Source organism: Kitasatospora paranensis (assembly GCF_039544005.1).
GTDB lineage: Bacteria > Actinomycetota > Actinomycetes > Streptomycetales > Streptomycetaceae > Kitasatospora > Kitasatospora paranensis.
Map to the genome: position 1 here is coordinate 910,484 of NZ_BAABKV010000001.1, position 15,584 is coordinate 926,067.

Annotated in this window: 11 protein-coding genes and 3 pseudogenes; 8 read left to right on the top strand and 6 right to left on the bottom strand. The window is 74.1% G+C overall.

The features are described 5' to 3' along the window. The first annotated feature begins 151 nt into the window (after window positions 1-151). From ABEB13_RS04740 to ABEB13_RS04765, 6 genes and pseudogenes are all read left to right on the top strand, one after another. A complete protein-coding gene (locus ABEB13_RS04740; protein WP_345704424.1) occupies window positions 152-607 on the top strand; it encodes a MarR family winged helix-turn-helix transcriptional regulator in 456 nt (151 codons plus the stop codon). A gap of 116 nt (window positions 608-723) precedes the next feature. Further along, entirely contained in the window at window positions 724-1,587 is an 864-nt protein-coding gene (locus ABEB13_RS04745; RefSeq protein WP_345709536.1) for an ABC transporter ATP-binding protein, read from the top strand. Beyond that, window positions 1,547-2,415, top strand: a pseudogene (locus ABEB13_RS04750) (ABC transporter permease). Before ABEB13_RS04745 ends, ABEB13_RS04750 begins: the two are co-directional and overlap by 41 nt. Before the next feature lie 419 nt (window positions 2,416-2,834). After that, the gene (locus tag ABEB13_RS04755; RefSeq protein ID WP_345704425.1) at window positions 2,835-3,866 is read left to right on the top strand and encodes a C40 family peptidase; all 1,032 of its coding nucleotides are present in this window, start codon (window positions 2,835-2,837) and stop codon (window positions 3,864-3,866) included. 39 nt (window positions 3,867-3,905) lie between these two features. Beyond that, complete coding sequence (locus tag ABEB13_RS04760; protein WP_100893122.1) at window positions 3,906-4,301, top strand: PPOX class F420-dependent oxidoreductase; 396 nt, start codon at window positions 3,906-3,908, stop codon at window positions 4,299-4,301. A 250-nt stretch (window positions 4,302-4,551) separates the two neighbouring features. After that, window positions 4,552-5,238 carry a DUF4232 domain-containing protein gene (locus ABEB13_RS04765; RefSeq protein WP_345704426.1) on the top strand — a complete coding sequence of 229 codons (687 nt, stop codon included), beginning with the start codon at window positions 4,552-4,554 and terminating at the stop codon, window positions 5,236-5,238. A gap of 59 nt (window positions 5,239-5,297) precedes the next feature. Here ABEB13_RS04765 and ABEB13_RS04770 read toward each other — a convergent pair whose 3' ends face one another. Next, a complete protein-coding gene (locus ABEB13_RS04770) occupies window positions 5,298-5,957 on the bottom strand; it encodes an NADPH-dependent F420 reductase (protein ID WP_345704427.1) in 660 nt (219 codons plus the stop codon). A gap of 672 nt (window positions 5,958-6,629) precedes the next feature. On the opposite strand from ABEB13_RS04770, the gene ABEB13_RS04775 reads away from it, so the two are divergent. Then, window positions 6,630-7,043: a recombinase family protein gene (locus tag ABEB13_RS04775; RefSeq protein ID WP_345704428.1), complete on the top strand. Its 414-nt coding sequence runs from the start codon at window positions 6,630-6,632 to the stop codon at window positions 7,041-7,043. An 18-nt stretch (window positions 7,044-7,061) separates the two neighbouring features. Here the strand turns inward: ABEB13_RS04775 and ABEB13_RS04780 are convergent. From ABEB13_RS04780 to ABEB13_RS04800, 5 genes and pseudogenes are all read right to left on the bottom strand, one after another. Continuing rightward, a pseudogene (locus tag ABEB13_RS04780) lies at window positions 7,062-9,841 on the bottom strand (molybdopterin-dependent oxidoreductase). After that, window positions 9,838-10,662: an FAD binding domain-containing protein gene (locus ABEB13_RS04785; RefSeq protein ID WP_345704429.1), complete on the bottom strand. Its 825-nt coding sequence runs from the start codon at window positions 10,660-10,662 to the stop codon at window positions 9,838-9,840. The pseudogene ABEB13_RS04780 and the gene ABEB13_RS04785 overlap by 4 nt, the downstream one beginning before the upstream one ends. A 225-nt stretch (window positions 10,663-10,887) precedes the next feature. After that, complete coding sequence (locus ABEB13_RS04790; RefSeq protein ID WP_345704430.1) at window positions 10,888-13,107, bottom strand: NADP-dependent isocitrate dehydrogenase; 2,220 nt, start codon at window positions 13,105-13,107, stop codon at window positions 10,888-10,890. Window positions 13,108-13,252: 145 nt separating this feature from the next. Further along, entirely contained in the window at window positions 13,253-13,558 is a 306-nt protein-coding gene (locus ABEB13_RS04795; RefSeq protein ID WP_345704431.1) for a hypothetical protein, read from the bottom strand. 189 nt (window positions 13,559-13,747) lie between these two features. Further along, window positions 13,748-14,824 carry a PP2C family protein-serine/threonine phosphatase gene (locus ABEB13_RS04800; protein ID WP_345704432.1) on the bottom strand — a complete coding sequence of 359 codons (1,077 nt, stop codon included), beginning with the start codon at window positions 14,822-14,824 and terminating at the stop codon, window positions 13,748-13,750. Between the two features lie 207 nt (window positions 14,825-15,031). Between ABEB13_RS04800 and ABEB13_RS04805 the strand changes: the two are divergent. After that, window positions 15,032-15,569 (top strand): annotated as a pseudogene (locus tag ABEB13_RS04805) (GNAT family N-acetyltransferase). Window positions 15,570-15,584: the final 15 nt, after the last annotated feature.

Sequence of the window (15,584 nt, forward strand, 5' to 3'; positions counted from 1 at the left end):
GAACTTAGCACTGTCCCGACCGGGACGGCACTCAGTGCAGCTGTGATCCGGCATCAAGGCCCCTGGGTGGCGGAACCCGGCAGCCGCCCACGGCAGTACCGCCGGGACGGACCCCGTGACAATGCCTCTCACTGAGAGCTAAAATCGGGGCATGGCCACTCAGGATCCCTCGGCCGATCTGGCCGAACTACTGGTCGGCATCCAGCGGCTGCTGCGCAGACGGCTCCGGCGCGGGCTGACCGTGCCGAGGCTGCGCGGCGCCCAGGTCGAACTGCTGCGCCTGGTCGCGGCCTCCCCCGGCATCCGGGTGTCGGCCGCCGCCAAGGAGCTGTACCTCGCCGGCAACTCGGTCTCCACCCTGGTCAACCAGCTGGTGGCGGCCGGACTGCTGCGCCGCGAGACCGACCCCGAGGACCGCCGGGCCGCCCTGCTGCACACCACCGACGACGCGGTCGCCCGGCTCGGCGCCTGGGACGCCCGCCGCCGCGCCCTGGTCGGCGAGCAGTTCGCCCACCTGTCCGCGGCCGACCGCGAGGCCCTCGCGGCGGCCCTGCCCGCCCTGCGCCGCCTGGCGGAGGGCCTGCGCGAGGAAGGGGACACGCCATGAAGCCGGAGCACGCCGTACCGGCCACGCCACCGTCCGCACCACCGCCCGGGCCGTCGCCCGCGGCCACCGGCGCTCCCGCGTCGGCCGCGATGACCGGCGCTCCCGCGTCGGCCGCGATGACCGGCGCTCCCGCGTCGGCCGCGGTGACCGGCGCTCCCGCCGTCCGGTGCACCGGACTGGAGTACGCGTTCGGCGACGCCAAGGCGGTGGACGGGCTCGACCTGGAGGTGCGCACCGGCGAGGTGTTCGGCCTGCTCGGGCCGAACGGCGCGGGCAAGACCACCGCGATCCGGGCCATCACCACCCTGCTGCCCGTCCGTCCGGACATGGTCCGGGTGTTCGGACACGACTGCGCCCGCGAACAGATGGCCGTCCGCCGGCTGCTCGGCTATGTGCCGCAGCAGCTGTCCGCCGACGCCAACCTCACCGGCCGGGAGAACGTCGCGCTGTTCGCCCGGGTCTTCGACGTGCCGCGCCGCGAACGCGCCGCCCGGGTCGCCGAGGCGCTGGGCGCCGTCGACCTCGGCGACGCCGCCGACCGGCTCGCCGGTACCTACTCGGGCGGCATGGTCCGCCGCCTCGAACTGGCCCAGGCCCTGGTCAGCGCCCCGCGCCTGCTCATCCTGGACGAGCCCACGATCGGGCTGGACCCGATCGCCCGGGACGGCGTCTGGGAGCGGATCCACCAGGTCCGGGCGGCGACCGGGATGACCGTCCTGGTCACCACGCACTACATGGAGGAGGCGGACGAGCACTGCGCGCGCATCGGGCTGATGCACCACGGCCGCGTCCGCGCCGTCGGGACACCCGACGAACTGCGCGCGGGCCTCGCGCGCGAGGGCGCCGAGCGTGCGCCCACCCTGGAGGACGTCTTCCGCCACTACGCCGGCAGCGCCCTGGCCGGCGGGGGCGGGACCGAGGAAGGAGGCGACTTCCGCGATGTCAGAAGCACCCGTCGTACGGCGTCCCGGGTCGGCTGAGGCCGGCGCCGGCGGACCGGGCCCGGAGCTGTCCCTGCTGCTCACCCCTCCCCGGCCCGTCCGGCCTGGCGGGTGGTGCCCGCGCGGATGCTGGCGATGTGCGCGGTCGAGCTGCAGAAGCTCCGCCACGACCGGACCGAGCTCTACACCCGCGCCGTCCAACCCGCGCTCTGGCTGCTGATCTTCGGCGAGACCTTCACCCGGATCCACGCCGTGCCCACCGGCGGGATCCCGTACCTGGACTACCTCGCCCCCGGGATCATCGCGCAGTCGGCCATGTTCATCGCGATCTTCTACGGCATCATGATCATCTGGGAGCGGGACTCCGGGGTCCTCACCAAACTCCTGGTCACCCCGACACCGCGCGCCGCCCTCGTCACCGGCAAGGCCTTCGCCGCCGGGGTGAAGGCCCTCGTGCAGGCCGCGGTGGTGGTGGTGATCGCCGCCCTCCTCGGCGTCTCCATGACCTGGAACCCGCTGCGGCTCGCGGGCGTGGCGGCCGCGGTGGTGCTCGGATCGGCCTTCTTCTCCTGCCTGTCGATGTCGATCGCCGGCATCGTGCTGACCAGGGACCGTCTGATGGGCATCGGCCAGGCCATCACCATGCCGCTGTTCTTCGCCTCCAACGCCCTGTACCCGGTCGCGGTGATGCCCGGCTGGCTCCAGGCCGTCAGCCGGGTCAACCCGCTCAGCTACGAGGTCGACGCCCTGCGCGGGCTCCTGCTGGGCACCCCCGCCCGACTCGGCGCGGACTTCGGCGTCCTGCTCGTCGCCGCGGCGCTCGGCATCGCCGCCGCCTCCGCCCTGCTCGGCCGCCTCGCCCGCTGACCCCCTGCGGCCCGGACGGCGGCGGAGGCTCGCGGCGCGCCGCCGAGGGCCGGGGAGCGCGGTCGGACGGGCCGCACTCCCCGGGGCCCGCCCGCCGTACTGACCGGTCGTCAGCCCGGACGGCGGGCCGGTCCCCGGACGTGTGGCGACCGGCGGCGGGGAACGGCCCCGAGCTGCGGCGGAGCAGTGGGGCCCCGGCGCGCTGAGGACTTTTCAGCGGGCCTGCGGCCACCGCTCGGCGCACCTGCGGCACCCGCCGATGGCTTCCCCGCAACGGCGTTGCCGCCAGGACGCGCCGGAGCCGATGAGGCGGAAGAGTGGCGCGGGGGAAGGAGCGTCGTCTAGGGTCGGGTTCCGAAACCGGCAACCCCGGACGCTCACTCGAACGGGCGGGGCCACCAGGAAGAGGAGTTCGACTCGTGGCCTCCCACCGCCGTCCGAAACAGTCCGGCAGGGCACGGGTGACCGTGCTGACCGCAGCAGCGGCGACCGCGGTCGCCCTCTCCGCCCAGGCGAGCGCCCACGCCGCACCGGCCAAGCCCTCCAAGGACGAGGTCAAGGTCCAGGTCGACCAGCTGATGCAGGAGCAGGAGCAGGCCTCCGAGCGGTACAACGGGGCCGTCGAGCGCGGTGAGCAGCTGCGCAAGCAGTCGGCGCAGCTCCAGGACGAGATCGCCCGCGGACAGGCGAAGCTCACCGAGGTCGCCACCCGGCTGGCCGCGGTGGCCGCCGACGAGTACCGCAGCGGCAACGTGGACCCGACCGTCGCCCTGATGCTCTCCTCGGACCCGGACAGCTACCTCAGCAAGGCCTCCGGCAACGAGCAGGCCAGCGAGACCCAGGCCTCGACGCTCAAGTCCCTGGAGGACCAGCAGCGCCGGCTCGACCAGCAGAAGCAGGAGGCGACCGCCGTCCTCGCCGACCTGGCCCAGACCGACCAGGAGCTGAACGCCGCCAAGGCGGACGTGCAGAAGCGCCTCAGCGACGCCCGGCAGCTCCTCAACTCGCTGACCGCGGCCGACCGCGCCTCACTGCTGGGCGGCGGTGCGGCCTCCCGCGGCGCCGACCGGGTCGACCTCAGCAGCCTCCCGCCGGCCTCGGGGGCCGCGGCCATCGCCGTCCAGGCGGCACTGGACGAGCGCGGTGTGCCCTACAAGTGGGGCGGCACCACGACCGCCGGCTTCGACTGCTCGGGCCTGATGCAGTGGGCGTACGCGAAGGCCGGGGTGTCGCTGCCGCGCACGTCGCAGGAGCAGGCCACCGTCGGCACCAACGTGGGCACCGACCCGGCCAACGCCCAGCCCGGCGACCTGGTGATCTACCACTCGGACGCGCACCACGTGGGCATGTACATCGGCAACGGGATGGTCGTGCACGCTCCGCAGACCGGCGACGTGGTGAAGATCTCGCCGGCCACCATGATGGACATCAAGACCATCCGCCGGATCTGACGGGCAGCCGAAGGGCTTAGACTGCCCGCCATGACCGACATGCCGCCGGAGCAGCGCGAACTCCTCGTCAGGCTCGCCGCCGGGAGCTACCTCCTGGTCACCACGTTCAAGAAGGACGGCACGGGTGTGCCCACCCCCGTCTGGGTGGTGCGCGACGGCGATGCGCTCGGGATCTGGACGGTCGCCGACTCGTGGAAGGTCAAGCGCATCCGCAACCGCGGCGACGTCCTGGTCGGCCCGTGCGACGTGCGCGGCAACCCGACCGGTGATCAGGTCCCGGCCGTGGCGGAGATCTGCGCCCCCGAACGCACCGCCGCCTACCGGACGCTGCTGCGGCAGAAGTACGGGCTGCTCGGTGTGGTGACGCTGCTCGGCAGCCGGGTCCGGCGCGGTGCGCACGGGACGGTGGGCATCCGGATCACCCTGGCGGGCTGAACCGGTTGTACCCGGAGGGTCCTGACGCCTGCGCAGCGGCGCGGCGGAGAGCGGACACGGGTGGTCCGGGGGTGCCGTCCGGTTGCTAGCATGCGGGGCCGCTCCGGTCCGGAGCGGCTTCTGCCCGGTCGATGTCCCTGCGTGCGCGCACGGTCACCCCGGTCGAGAACCGGGGGACGGCGCCCGTGCGTCTGGGAGTCCAGCGGTTCCGCAGACCCGCGCCGACCGGACGACCCGAAGGGCTGACCCTATGAGCACCCGCCGTACCCTTGCTGCCGCGCTGGCTCTCACTGCCCCCTGGGCGCTGGCCGCGTGCGACCCGTCCGGCGGGTCGAGCGACGCCACCGTGACCACCGCGGTCTCCGCCCCCGCGTCCGCCGCGGCCGGGACGACCGCCGGTGGCGCCACCGCGTCCGCGAGCCCCGTGCGGGCGAGCGCCACCCGCACCGGCGCAACCCGAAGCGCCACCGCGACGCCGACCACCGGGAGCGGTGGCGGCGGCGAGGTGACCAACTGTGTCAACCCGATGCTGAGCGTCACCAGATCGACGTCGGACGGCGCCGCCGGCACGATGGTGCAGCGCTTCGTGCTGAAGAACACCGGATCGGTCACCTGCTCGATGCACGGTCGGCCGACCGTCGTCCCGTACGGGTCCGGGCTGCCGGTCGTGGCGGTGGGCGCCATCCCCGCCGGCTTCGGCGACCTGGGCGGGAGCGGCGGCACGGTGGTGCTGGCCCCGGGCGGCACGGCGGCGTTCTTCCTGAAGTGGAGCGACGTGCCGGTGAACGACAACCCGTGCCCGAGCGCGGCCGGCTTCGCCTTCCGGGCGCCGCTCGACCCGCTGGCGGACGGCGACAAGACGGTGGCCTTCGCCTTCCAGCCGTGCGGTGCGGCGGCCCAGGTCTCCGAGGTGCTGCCGGCGAGCGTCACCTCCTGACACCCCCGCGGGCGGGGGTGCCGGGAGGCGTCCGCTGCTGGCGGGGGCGGGGCCGCGGGTTACGCCCGGAAGCCCTCCGGGCGCTCCGGGGTGGCCTTCGCCAGGGCCTCGGCGACCTCCTCGACGCCGCCCCGCAGCCCGTAGACGGGGGACTCCGGCTGCTGGCGCCAGGAGTCGTCGATGCCGCCCGCGTCCACGGTGTCGAAGCCCAGCTCGTCGATCAGTGCGCGCACCTTGCGCTTGGCCGCCTCGTCGTCGCCCGCCACCGGCAGCGCGACCCGGTCGGGGTGGCCGGCCGGCAGCGGCCGGTCCAGGAGGTCCTGGGCGTAGGTGCCGTTGAACGCCTTGACCACGGGGTGGCCGAGGTGCCGCTCCGTCCAGCGGCTCTCGGTCAGGCCCGCCTCGATCTCGGCGATCAGGCCGTCGCGCTGGCGGGGGTAGTAGTTGCCGGTGTCGATCAGCGCGAAGCCCTCGGCCGCCTCGTCGAACAGGCCGGACGGCAGATCCGGCACGGCCTTCAGCGGGATCGTCACCACCACGATCTCCGCCCCGCGGGCCGCCTCGGCCACCTCGACGGGCGTGGCACCGGTCTCCTGCGCGAGGCCGGCCAGCGTCTGCGGGCCGCGCGAGTTGGCCACCGCCACCTCGTGCCCCAGGGCGGTGAGCCGCCGGGTGAGGTTGCCGCCGATGTTGCCCGCGCCGATGATGCCGATCTTCATGGACCGTCCTCCAGTGCTGTGCGGCCGGTGTGCCGCACCGGACCCCAACCCCTCCGTGGCGCCACCTATTTCCGGACCGCGCCCGACGGGGTGTCAGACCGTCGGCGGGTGGGCCCCGTGGGCCGCCGCGGCGCCTCGGGCGGGGCCTCCGGGCCCGTCGGGCCCGTCGGGCGCCGGTCGACCGCCGCGCGGGCCTGTCAGGGGACCGTAAGGAGACCTGTAAGGGGCGAACCGGACAGGTGCCCGTTCCGCCCCGTTCGGTGCACTATGGGACGCATATGTGCCGACCGTGTTCCGGCCGGGATGGTTCCGACCACCCCGCCACCCCACCCGGAACGGGCCGGCACCGCGTTGCGCAGGGCGGTCGGTGCACAGGCACCGGCGGACCACCGGACTCCGGTGCCGTCCCGGGCAGCGCGCAGAGGACCTCGGGACCCCCGGCCCACCCCGCCGACCCCCGTGTCCTCGGACGCGGCCCGACCGGCGCTTGCCGCCGGGGGCGCGGGCCGGGTGCCGCAGAACGCGGTGCTCGCCTCCGCGCGCAGCCGGGACGCGTTCGTGGAGCCCTTCCGCGAGGCGACCCGTCCCGGGACGCCCTCGCTCCGGCGCGCAGACCGCGCGCGCCGCCCCTCGGGAAGGGCGTGGCACGACCCGCTCAGTGAGGAGCGACCGATGACATCCCAGCAGGCCCTGCACATCTCCGGCACCACCGCGGCCTACCTGCGCTGCTTCCCGTACGACCGCTGGCAGGCCGATTTCCACCTCCGGGCGCTGGAGGACCACGCCGACCGGCTCGGCCTGCACAACCCGCAGTTCTTCGTGGACAACGGTGTGTCGTCGCGCGCCGTCCGGCCCCAGCTGAAGGTCCTGCTCTCCCAGGCGGCCATGGGCCGCTTCGATACCGTGCTGATCCCCGGCCGCTGGACGTTCTCGCTGGACGACGGCACCGCGGCGGCGGTGATCGGCTTCCTGCACGAGATGGGCACGCAGGTGGTGGAGCTCCCGCGGGACCGCCGCCGCCCGCCCGCGTCGGGCACCGTGGCTCCCGGCGCCCCCGCCCGGCCCGTCCCCGTCCGCCCCGTCTGACCACCCGCGCCCCCGGGGTCAGGCCTCCGGGCCCGGCCCCGCACCGCGGGCGACGGTGTCGGTGCCGATGCCGCGCTCGTTCAGCACGGCCCAGACCCTGTCCCGCAGGAGCGGCACCTCGGTGAACCGGACGCCGGTGGCGTCCCGCAGCGCGTTGGCGAAGGCCGGTGCGACCGGGTTGAACGGGCTCTCGCTCATCGACTTCGCACCCAGTGGCCCGATGGCGTCCGAGGTCTCGGTGAAGTGGACCTCGGTGCGCGGCACGTCCGCGTAGGCGGGCAGCCGGTAGCGGCGGAAGGCGGCGGTGGTGACCTCCCCCGGCCGTCGACGAGCACCTGTTCGAACAGGGTCGCGCCGAGCGCCTGGGCCACCCCGCCCTCGACCTGTCCGCGGCACTGCATCGGATTGACCACCTTGCCGGCGTCGGCGCCGTGCACGCTGCGCAGGATCCTGATCTCGCCGGTGCCGGGGTCGACCGCCAGCCGGAACCACTGCGAGTTGAAGGCCACCGACCTCGGTGAGCCGCCCCAGTGGCCGACCCCGGCGAGCTCCACACCGCGCTCCCGCGCCGCCTCGAACACCTCCTTGAGCGTGAACGTCCTGCCCTCGCACTCCACCGCGTCGGCGGTCAGCCTCAGCCCGCTGCGCGGCGCCCGGGCGTACTCGGCGGCGAAGGAGACGATCTGCTCGGCCAGCGCGTTGGCGGCCTTCATCACGGCCTTGCCCGCCACCACCGTGCCGGCCGACCCGAAGGCCCCGGTGTCGTGCCGTACGACGTCGGTGTCCGACTGCCGGACGGTGATCCGGTCCGCGGTGGTGCCCAGCGCACCGGCGGTGATCTGCTGGTGCACGGTGGTGGTGCCGTTGCCGAACTCCGCGGTGCCGACCGCGATGTCGTAGGTGCCGTCCTCCAGCAGCCTGACCGTGGCGTCGGCGAAGTGGCCGCCCGGCGGGCCGGTGGCGATCATCGACATGGCGAAGCCCTGGCCGACCAGCCAGCCCTCCGGCGCGTCCTCGGCGCTGCGGTCCTCCGCGAGGGCGTCCCGGACGACCTGCAGGCACTGGTCGAGGCCGTAGCTGGCGATGTGCAGGTCCTCCTCCTCGCCGCCGGGGCTCAGCATGTGCTCGCCGGGGCCGATGATGTTCTTCTCCCGGAGGACCAGCGGGTCGACGCCCAGCCGCCGGGCCAGCTCGTCCAAGGCCGACTCCACGGCGAAGGTGACCTGGCCCAGGCCGTAGCCGCGGAAGGCACCGGCGGGCACGCAGTTTGTGTACACCGAGTACGCGTCGACCTTCTTGTGCGGCACCCGGTAGACGCCCATCGACTCGCCGACGCTGTGGAACATCACCGCCGGCCCGTGATTGCCGTACGCCCCGGTGTTGGAGACCACCCGGAACTGCAGCGCGGTCAGCGTGCCGTCCGCCCGCGCGCCGGCCTTCACGGTGACCGTGAACGGATGGCGGGTGGTGGCGCCGTAGAACTGCTCGGGCCGGGTGAACTCCAGCTTGACCGGGCGATTGAGGCGCAGCGCCGCCAGCACCACGATGTCCTCGACCAGCATCTCCTGCTTGCCGCCGAAACCGCCGCCGACCCGGCCCGCGACGACCCGGACCCGCTCGGGCGGCAGGTCGTAGAGCGCGCACAGCGCGCGCCGGGTCAGGAACGGCACCTGGGTGCTGGAGCGGACGACGATCCGCTCGCCGCCGCTCTCCTCGTTCTCCTCGAAGTACGCGACGCAGCCGTGCGTCTCCAGGCTGGCGTGCTGGACCCGCTGCGTCCGGAAGGTCTCCTCGTACACCAGGTCGGCCTCGGCGAAGCCCTGCTCGACGCTGCCGATCTCGCCGTGCACCTCGCCGACCACGTTGTTCTCCGCCCTGGCGATCCGCGACTCCGGGCCCTTGGGGTGGATGACCGGGGCACCGGGCGCCATGGCCTGCTCCGGGTCGATGACGTACGGGAGCTCCTCGTAGTCGACGACGATCCGGCGGCAGCCCTCCTCGGCGGCGCCCTCGCTGTCCGCGACGACCGCCGCGACCCGCTGGCCGACGAAGCGGACGACGTCGTCGAGGACGCGGGTGTCGTCCGGGTCCTCGGTGGGGTGCTCGTGGCGGGCCGAGGAGTAGAGCCGCTCGGGGGCGTCGTGGTGGGTCAGCACGAGGTGCACGCCGGGCACCCGGAGGGCGGCGGAGGTGTCGATGGCGCGGATCCGGGCGTGCGGGTGCGGCGAGCGCAGCAGCTTCATGTGGAGCAGACCCTCGACCTCGATGTCGAAGGTGTAGCGGGCCGTCCCGGTGACGACCAGCGGCCCGGCGGGCGCGCCGAGGCTGCGGCCGACGGCCTGCCCGGCGGCCGGGCACTCGGTGTGTCGGACCCCGCGGACGGCGTCCTCGATCGCCCGGTAGCCGGTGCAGCGGCACAGGTTGCCCTTGAGCGACCGCGGCAGGTCGGTGAGCTGCTCCTCGTCCAGCGCGGAGGTGGTCATCAGGAATCCGGCGGTGCAGAAGCCGCACTGGAAGCCCTGCGCGTCCAGGAAGCGCTGCTGCATCGGGTGGAGCTCGCCGTCCTTGGCGAGGCCCTCGACGGTGGTCACCGAGCGGCCCTCGGCCCGGACGGCCGGGTACAGGCAGCTGTGCACGGGCCGTCCGTCGACCTGGACGGTGCAGGCGCCGCAGTCCCCCGCGTCGCAGCCCTTTTTCACCCCGAACCAGCCGCGCTCGCGCAGGTAGGTGCGCAGGCACTGGCCGGGCCGCGGCTCGGCGTCGACGTCCTGGTCGTTGACGCGGATCGTCCAGCTCATCGGGTGGCCTCCCGGTTCAGTTCGCGGCGGATCTCCTCGGCGTAGCGGAACGTCATGTGCCGTCGCCAGGCGGGCAGTCCGTGGATGTCGTCGTAGTACTCGTCGGCCCGGATGCCGTCTTCGAGTGCGTCGCGGACGGCCTCGGCGGTGGGCTCGGGCGGGAACCAGAAGCGGATCGGCCGGACGGTGGAGGCGGTGACGGTGATCGTCAGCGAGCCGTCGACCGGGTCGAGGGTGCCGATCACCAGGGCACCGGAGCGGCCGAGCCCGTACAGCGAGGCCTGGCGGAACGCCGTGCGGGCGGCGAGCGCCCGGGCGGGCAGGGTGATCGAGCGGAGCAGTTCGCCCGGCTCCAGCACCTTCACGCCGGCGCCGATGACGAAGTCGGCGACCGGCACCTCGCGGACGGCGCCGCTCTGCGCGAGGAGCAGGCAGACGCCGTCGAGGGCCGCGGTGAGCGAGATCATCGGCCCGGCCGGCAGGCCGTTGCAGAGGTTGCCGCCGACGGTGGCCATGTTCCAGATCTTCCAGGACGCCAGGAAGGCCCGGCAGCACTGCTCGACCAGCGGGGCGGCCCGCCAGGCCGCCTGCCGCCCGTGGCCGGAGAGCTCGGCGACGGTGCAGGTCGCGGCGATCTCCAGCCCGCCGTCGGCGGTCGTCCGCAGCGGCTGCCAGCCCATCCGGCCGAGGTCGACCAGCCGCCGGATGTGCGGCTGCGGCTCGGAGAACAGGTAGGTGCCCCCGCCGAGCCAGGCGTCGCCCGGCTGCCAGGTGGCGCGCCGCCGGGCGTCGCGCACCTCCGTCACCGTGTTCAGATCCACGTCGATCCACCGTCCTCCGCTGTTCGCTACGGCGATTGAAGCCAACGCGGGGCGGTCGGGACGAGTGGTGCGGAACACGGCCGGTCGGGGCCGGGGCTGGAGGATCGACCAGGCCGGGCAGGACGCGCGCAGGCCCCGCGCCGGGCCGCCGGGGTGCGGCGGCCGGGCACGGGGCCTGTGGGTGCTCCCCGTACCGCGGGGCCGCGGCACGGGGAGCGGGTGGCGTCAGCCGAGGGTCGCGAGAGCCTCGTTGAGGGCCTTCGACGGGCGCATCACGGCGGCCGCCTTGGCGGCGTCGGGCTGGTAGTAGCCGCCGATGTCGGCCGGCGAGCCCTGGACGGCGATCAGCTCGTCGACGATCGTCTGCTCCTGCTCGGCCAGGGTCTTCGCGAGGCCGGCGAAGGCCGCGGCGAGCTGCGCGTCGGCGGTCTGCTTGGCCAGCTCCTGGGCCCAGTACAGGGCCAGGTAGAAGTGGCTGCCGCGGTTGTCGATGCCGCCCAGCTTGCGGCTCGGCGACTTGTCCTCGTTGAGGAAGGTGCCGGTGGCGCGGTCCAGGGTGTCGGCGAGCACCTGGGCGCGCGCGTTGCCCGTGGTGGTGGCGAGGTGCTCGAAGCTGACCGCCAGGGCGAGGAACTCGCCGAGGCTGTCCCAGCGCAGGTAGTTCTCCTTGACCAGCTGCTGGACGTGCTTCGGGGCGGAGCCGCCGGCGCCGGTCTCGAACAGGCCGCCGCCGTTCATCAGCGGGACGACCGAGAGCATCTTGGCGCTGGTGCCGAGCTCCAGGATCGGGAACAGGTCGGTGAGGTAGTCGCGCAGCACGTTGCCGGTCACCGAGATGGTGTCCTCGCCGCGGCGGATGCGCTCCAGCGAGAACGCGGTGGCCTCGACCGGCGAGAGGATCTCGATCTGCAGGCCCTCGGTGTCGTGCTCGGGCAGGTACGCCTTGACCTTCTCGATCAGCCGGGCGTCGTGCGCGCGGTTCTCGTCCAGCCAGAACACGGCCGGGACGCCGGTGGCGCGGGCGCGGGTGACGGCCAGCTTGACCCAGTCGCGGATCGGCAGGTCCTTGGTCTGGCACATGCGGAAGATGTCGCCGGCGCCGACCGCCTGCTCCAGGACCGCGGTGCCCGCGGCGTCGACCACGCGGACGGTGCCGGTGACCGGGATCTCGAAGGTCTTGTCGTGGCTGCCGTACTCCTCGGCCTTCTGCGCCATGAGGCCGACGTTGGGCACCGAGCCCATGGTCGACGGGTCGTAGGCGCCGTGGGCGCGGCAGTCGTCGATGACGACCTGGTAGACGCCCGCGTAGCTGCTGTCCGGCAGCACGGCGAGGGTGTCGGCCTCCTGGCCGTCCGGGCCCCACATGTGACCGGAGGTGCGGATCATGGCCGGCATCGAGGCGTCGACGATGACGTCGGACGGCACGTGCAGGTTGGTGATGCCGCGGTCGGAGTCGACCATCGCGAGGGCCGGGCCCTCGGCGAGCTCGGCGTCGAAGGACGCCTTGATCGCGGCGCCGTTCGGCAGCGACTCCAGGCCCTTGAAGATGCCGCCGAGGCCGTCGTTCGGGGTGAGGCCGGCCGCGGCGAGGTCGGCGCCGTACTGCGCGAAGGTGTTCGGGAAGAACGCGCGGACGACGTGGCCGAAGATGATCGGGTCGGAGACCTTCATCATGGTGGCCTTGAGGTGGACGGAGAACAGCACGTCCTCGGCCTTGGCGCGGGCGATCTGCGCGGTGAGGAACTCCCGCAGCGCGGCGACGTGCATCACCGAGGCGTCGACGACCTCGCCGGCCAGCACCGGGACGGACTCGCGCAGCACCGTGGTGGAGCCGTCGTCGCCGTGCAGCTCGATGCGGAGCTTGCCCGCCTCGGCGACGACCGCGGACTTCTCGGTGGAGCGGAAGTCGTCGACGCCCATGGTGGCGACGTTGGTCTTGGACTCGGAGGTCCAGGCGCCCATGCGGTGCGGGTGCGCCTTGGCGTAGTTCTTCACCGAGAGCGGGGCGCGGCGGTCGGAGTTGCCCTCGCGCAGGACCGGGTTGACGGCGCTGCCCTTGACCTTGTCGTAGCGGGCGCGGGTGTCGCGCTCCTCGTCGGTCTTCGGGTCGTCCGGGTAGTCCGGCAGCGCGTAGCCCTGCTGCTGGAGCTCGGTGATCGCCGCCTTCAGCTGCGGGATCGAGGCCGAGATGTTCGGCAGCTTGATGATGTTGGCGCCGGGCGTCTTGGCGAGCTCACCGAGCTCCGCGAGGGCGTCGGCGATGCGCTGGCCCTCCTCGAGACGCTCCGGGAAGCTGGCGATGATGCGGCCGGCCAGGGAGATGTCGCGCGTCTCCACGCTGACACCCGCGGTGGCGGCGTACGCCTGGACCACGGGCAGGAACGAGTAGGTCGCCAGGGCGGGCGCCTCGTCAGTGTGGGTGTAGATGATGGTCGAGTCAGTCACCGGTGCTCCGCTTCACGTCTGCAAACGTCTCGACATCAAGATATCTCGTGATCGCCCCTCGCGGACACCACCCCCCGCGACGAGTCGCCGCCCGACCCCCGCGACCGGCCCGCCCGATCCGCACGGGAGCCCCGGCCGGGCGCTGCTACGACGACGGTGGGAGGGCGAGCGCGCGGACGGCCCGGGCGACACGGTCCAGCAGGGCGTCGTCGGCGATCTGCTCCAGGCGGTCGAGGAGGCGCTCGACGCGGACGGCGTCACCGGCCCGTACGGCCCGGCAGATCCGCCCGGTCAGGTCCCCGCCCGTCCCCGGACGGCGCGCGGCGACGCGCCGGTATGCCCTCCCGGGTGGGCGGGCCGACCGATCCGCACGGGCGGCACGCGGCCGCGAGGGGGCGGGGCCCGAGGAGGGTCGGCGCCCTGACGGAGAGGCTTCGGAGGTGGTTCGCATGGTGCCGGTCCCTCCGCGGAGAGGCGGGACGAGCGCTCGGGGGGCGGAGCGCACGGGTGCCGGCTCGGTACCGGACCCGCAGCCGATTCTTCCGAGGCCGGGCGGCGGACGATCGCTGCACCGTTTCTGCACCGCTGGGATCCCGCACAGCTCGGACGGCCCCGACCCGGCCCCGACCCGGCGCCGGGGTCAGCGGCGGCGGGTCACCGCGAGCACCGCCATGTCGTCGTCGCGCGGGCCGCCCGTCCACCGTGCCACGTCCCGCACCAGGGCGTCGACCAGCTCCCCGGGGCCGTCGAACGGGCCCAGCGGCGCGAGCCGTACGGCGGGGTCGTAGAACTCCCCCGCACCGTCCCGGGCCTCCGTCACACCGTCGGTGATCAGCAGCAGCGTGTCCCCGGGCTCGAAGGGCCACTCCTCGGGCGCGGGGCGCGACAGCCCGAGCCCGCCCATTCCCAGCGGCAGGCCGGGCTCCCGGGCGTCCAGCAGACTCACCGCCCGCTCCCGGCCGTCCAGCAGGTAGGGCCCGGGGTGGCCGCAGTTCAGCACCCGCAGCCCGGCCCCGCCGCGCGGCACCTCGCCGAGCAGCGCGGTGATGAACCCCTCCATCCGCAGCTCCTCCTCGGCGTGCGCGCTCTCCCGGGCCAGGGCGTGCTCCAGACCGTCGGCGAGCGCCACCAGGTCCGGCGCACGGTCCGCCGTCTCCCGGAACGCCCCGAGCAGGACGGACACCGCCGCCACCGCCTTCAAGCCCTTGCCCCGGACGTCCGCGATCAGCACCCGCACCCCGAACGGCGTCTCCTGCAGCGCGTACGCGTCGCCGCCGATCAGCGCGTCGGTCTCGGCCGCGCGGTAGCACGCGGCGACGGCCAGCGGCCCCACCCGGGCGGGCGGCATCGGCAGTACGGCCTGCTGCGCGGCCTCCGCGACCGAGCGGACGGCCTCCAGCCGGCGCCCGTGGCGGGCGATCAGCCGGTTCAGCCAGAGGCCGATCAGGGCGGCGAACACCGTGTTCGCGAGCTCCAGGTAGCCGGACCTGGTGCCGATCGAGCCGTCCCGGATCGTCAGCACCACCACGCCCAGCACGACGGCCGCGCCGACCGCGACGGTGTCGCGCAGCGACAGCAGCGCACCGGCCAGCACCGAGGCGGCGGCCAGCATCGGATCGCCCCAGTAGTCGGCGGGCTCCAGGGAGTTCCAGACCAGCCCGGCGACGATCAGCACCCACGGCACCAGCCGCACGTAGCGGGGCCACTGCCCGGACATCGATGCCACGGCCAACCACGATTCCCATCCGGAGAGCGGGCGTTTCCCCAGTATCCACCGCACCCGCACCGCCCCGCCCTGCCGGACACCCCGACCGGGGGACTCCGCGCGGCCTGCCGGGCGGGCGCTCCGGTGGCGGCCCGTCCACCCGGCAGGCCGCCGGAAATCGACTGGACCGGCAGGGGCCGGCCGGGTTGGCTGAGCGGCATGACCGACATCCGTACCGACCGCCTGCTGCTGCGCCCTGGCGGGAATCCGACCTCGCCCCGTGGGCGGCGATGAACGCCGACCCCTGGTCCGCGAGCACCTGGGCCCGGTGCTCACCCGGGAGCAGGCCGACGCCTCGGTGGCGGCCTTCCGGGCCGACTTCGAGGCGCGGGGCTACGGCTGGTGGGCCGTCGAGGTCCTCGCCGACGGGGAGTTCGTGGGCTTCGCGGGCCTCGACCGGGTGGACGACGGGCTGCCCTTCTCCGGGGTGGAGGTCGGCTGGCGGCTCGTCCGCCCGGCCTGGGGCCACGGCTACGCCACCGAGGCCGGCCGCGCCGCCCTGGCCTTCGGCTTCGAGACCCTCGGCCGGTCCGAGATCCTGGCCGTGACGACCGCGGGCAACCTCCGCTCGCAGGCCGTGATGCAGCGGCTCGGCATGACCCGGGACCCGGCCGACGACTTCGACGACCCGGATGCCCCTGAGGGCCCGCTGCGCCGCAACGTGCTGTACCGGATCGCCCGCGGCTCGCTGGGCTGAACGGGCCGGCCGCGC

Coding starts and splice junctions, on each gene's coding strand:
- ABEB13_RS04775 (WP_345704428.1), top strand. CDS start 6,630: ATGACATCCCAGCAGGCCCTGCACATCTCCGGCACCACCGCGGCCTAC.
- ABEB13_RS04800 (WP_345704432.1), bottom strand. CDS start 14,824: ATGTCCGGGCAGTGGCCCCGCTACGTGCGGCTGGTGCCGTGGGTGCTG.
- ABEB13_RS04765 (WP_345704426.1), top strand. CDS start 4,552: ATGAGCACCCGCCGTACCCTTGCTGCCGCGCTGGCTCTCACTGCCCCC.
- ABEB13_RS04770 (WP_345704427.1), bottom strand. CDS start 5,957: ATGAAGATCGGCATCATCGGCGCGGGCAACATCGGCGGCAACCTCACC.
- ABEB13_RS04740 (WP_345704424.1), top strand. CDS start 152: ATGGCCACTCAGGATCCCTCGGCCGATCTGGCCGAACTACTGGTCGGC.
- ABEB13_RS04760 (WP_100893122.1), top strand. CDS start 3,906: ATGCCGCCGGAGCAGCGCGAACTCCTCGTCAGGCTCGCCGCCGGGAGC.
- ABEB13_RS04795 (WP_345704431.1), bottom strand. CDS start 13,558: ATGCGAACCACCTCCGAAGCCTCTCCGTCAGGGCGCCGACCCTCCTCG.
- ABEB13_RS04745 (WP_345709536.1), top strand. CDS start 724: ATGACCGGCGCTCCCGCGTCGGCCGCGGTGACCGGCGCTCCCGCCGTC.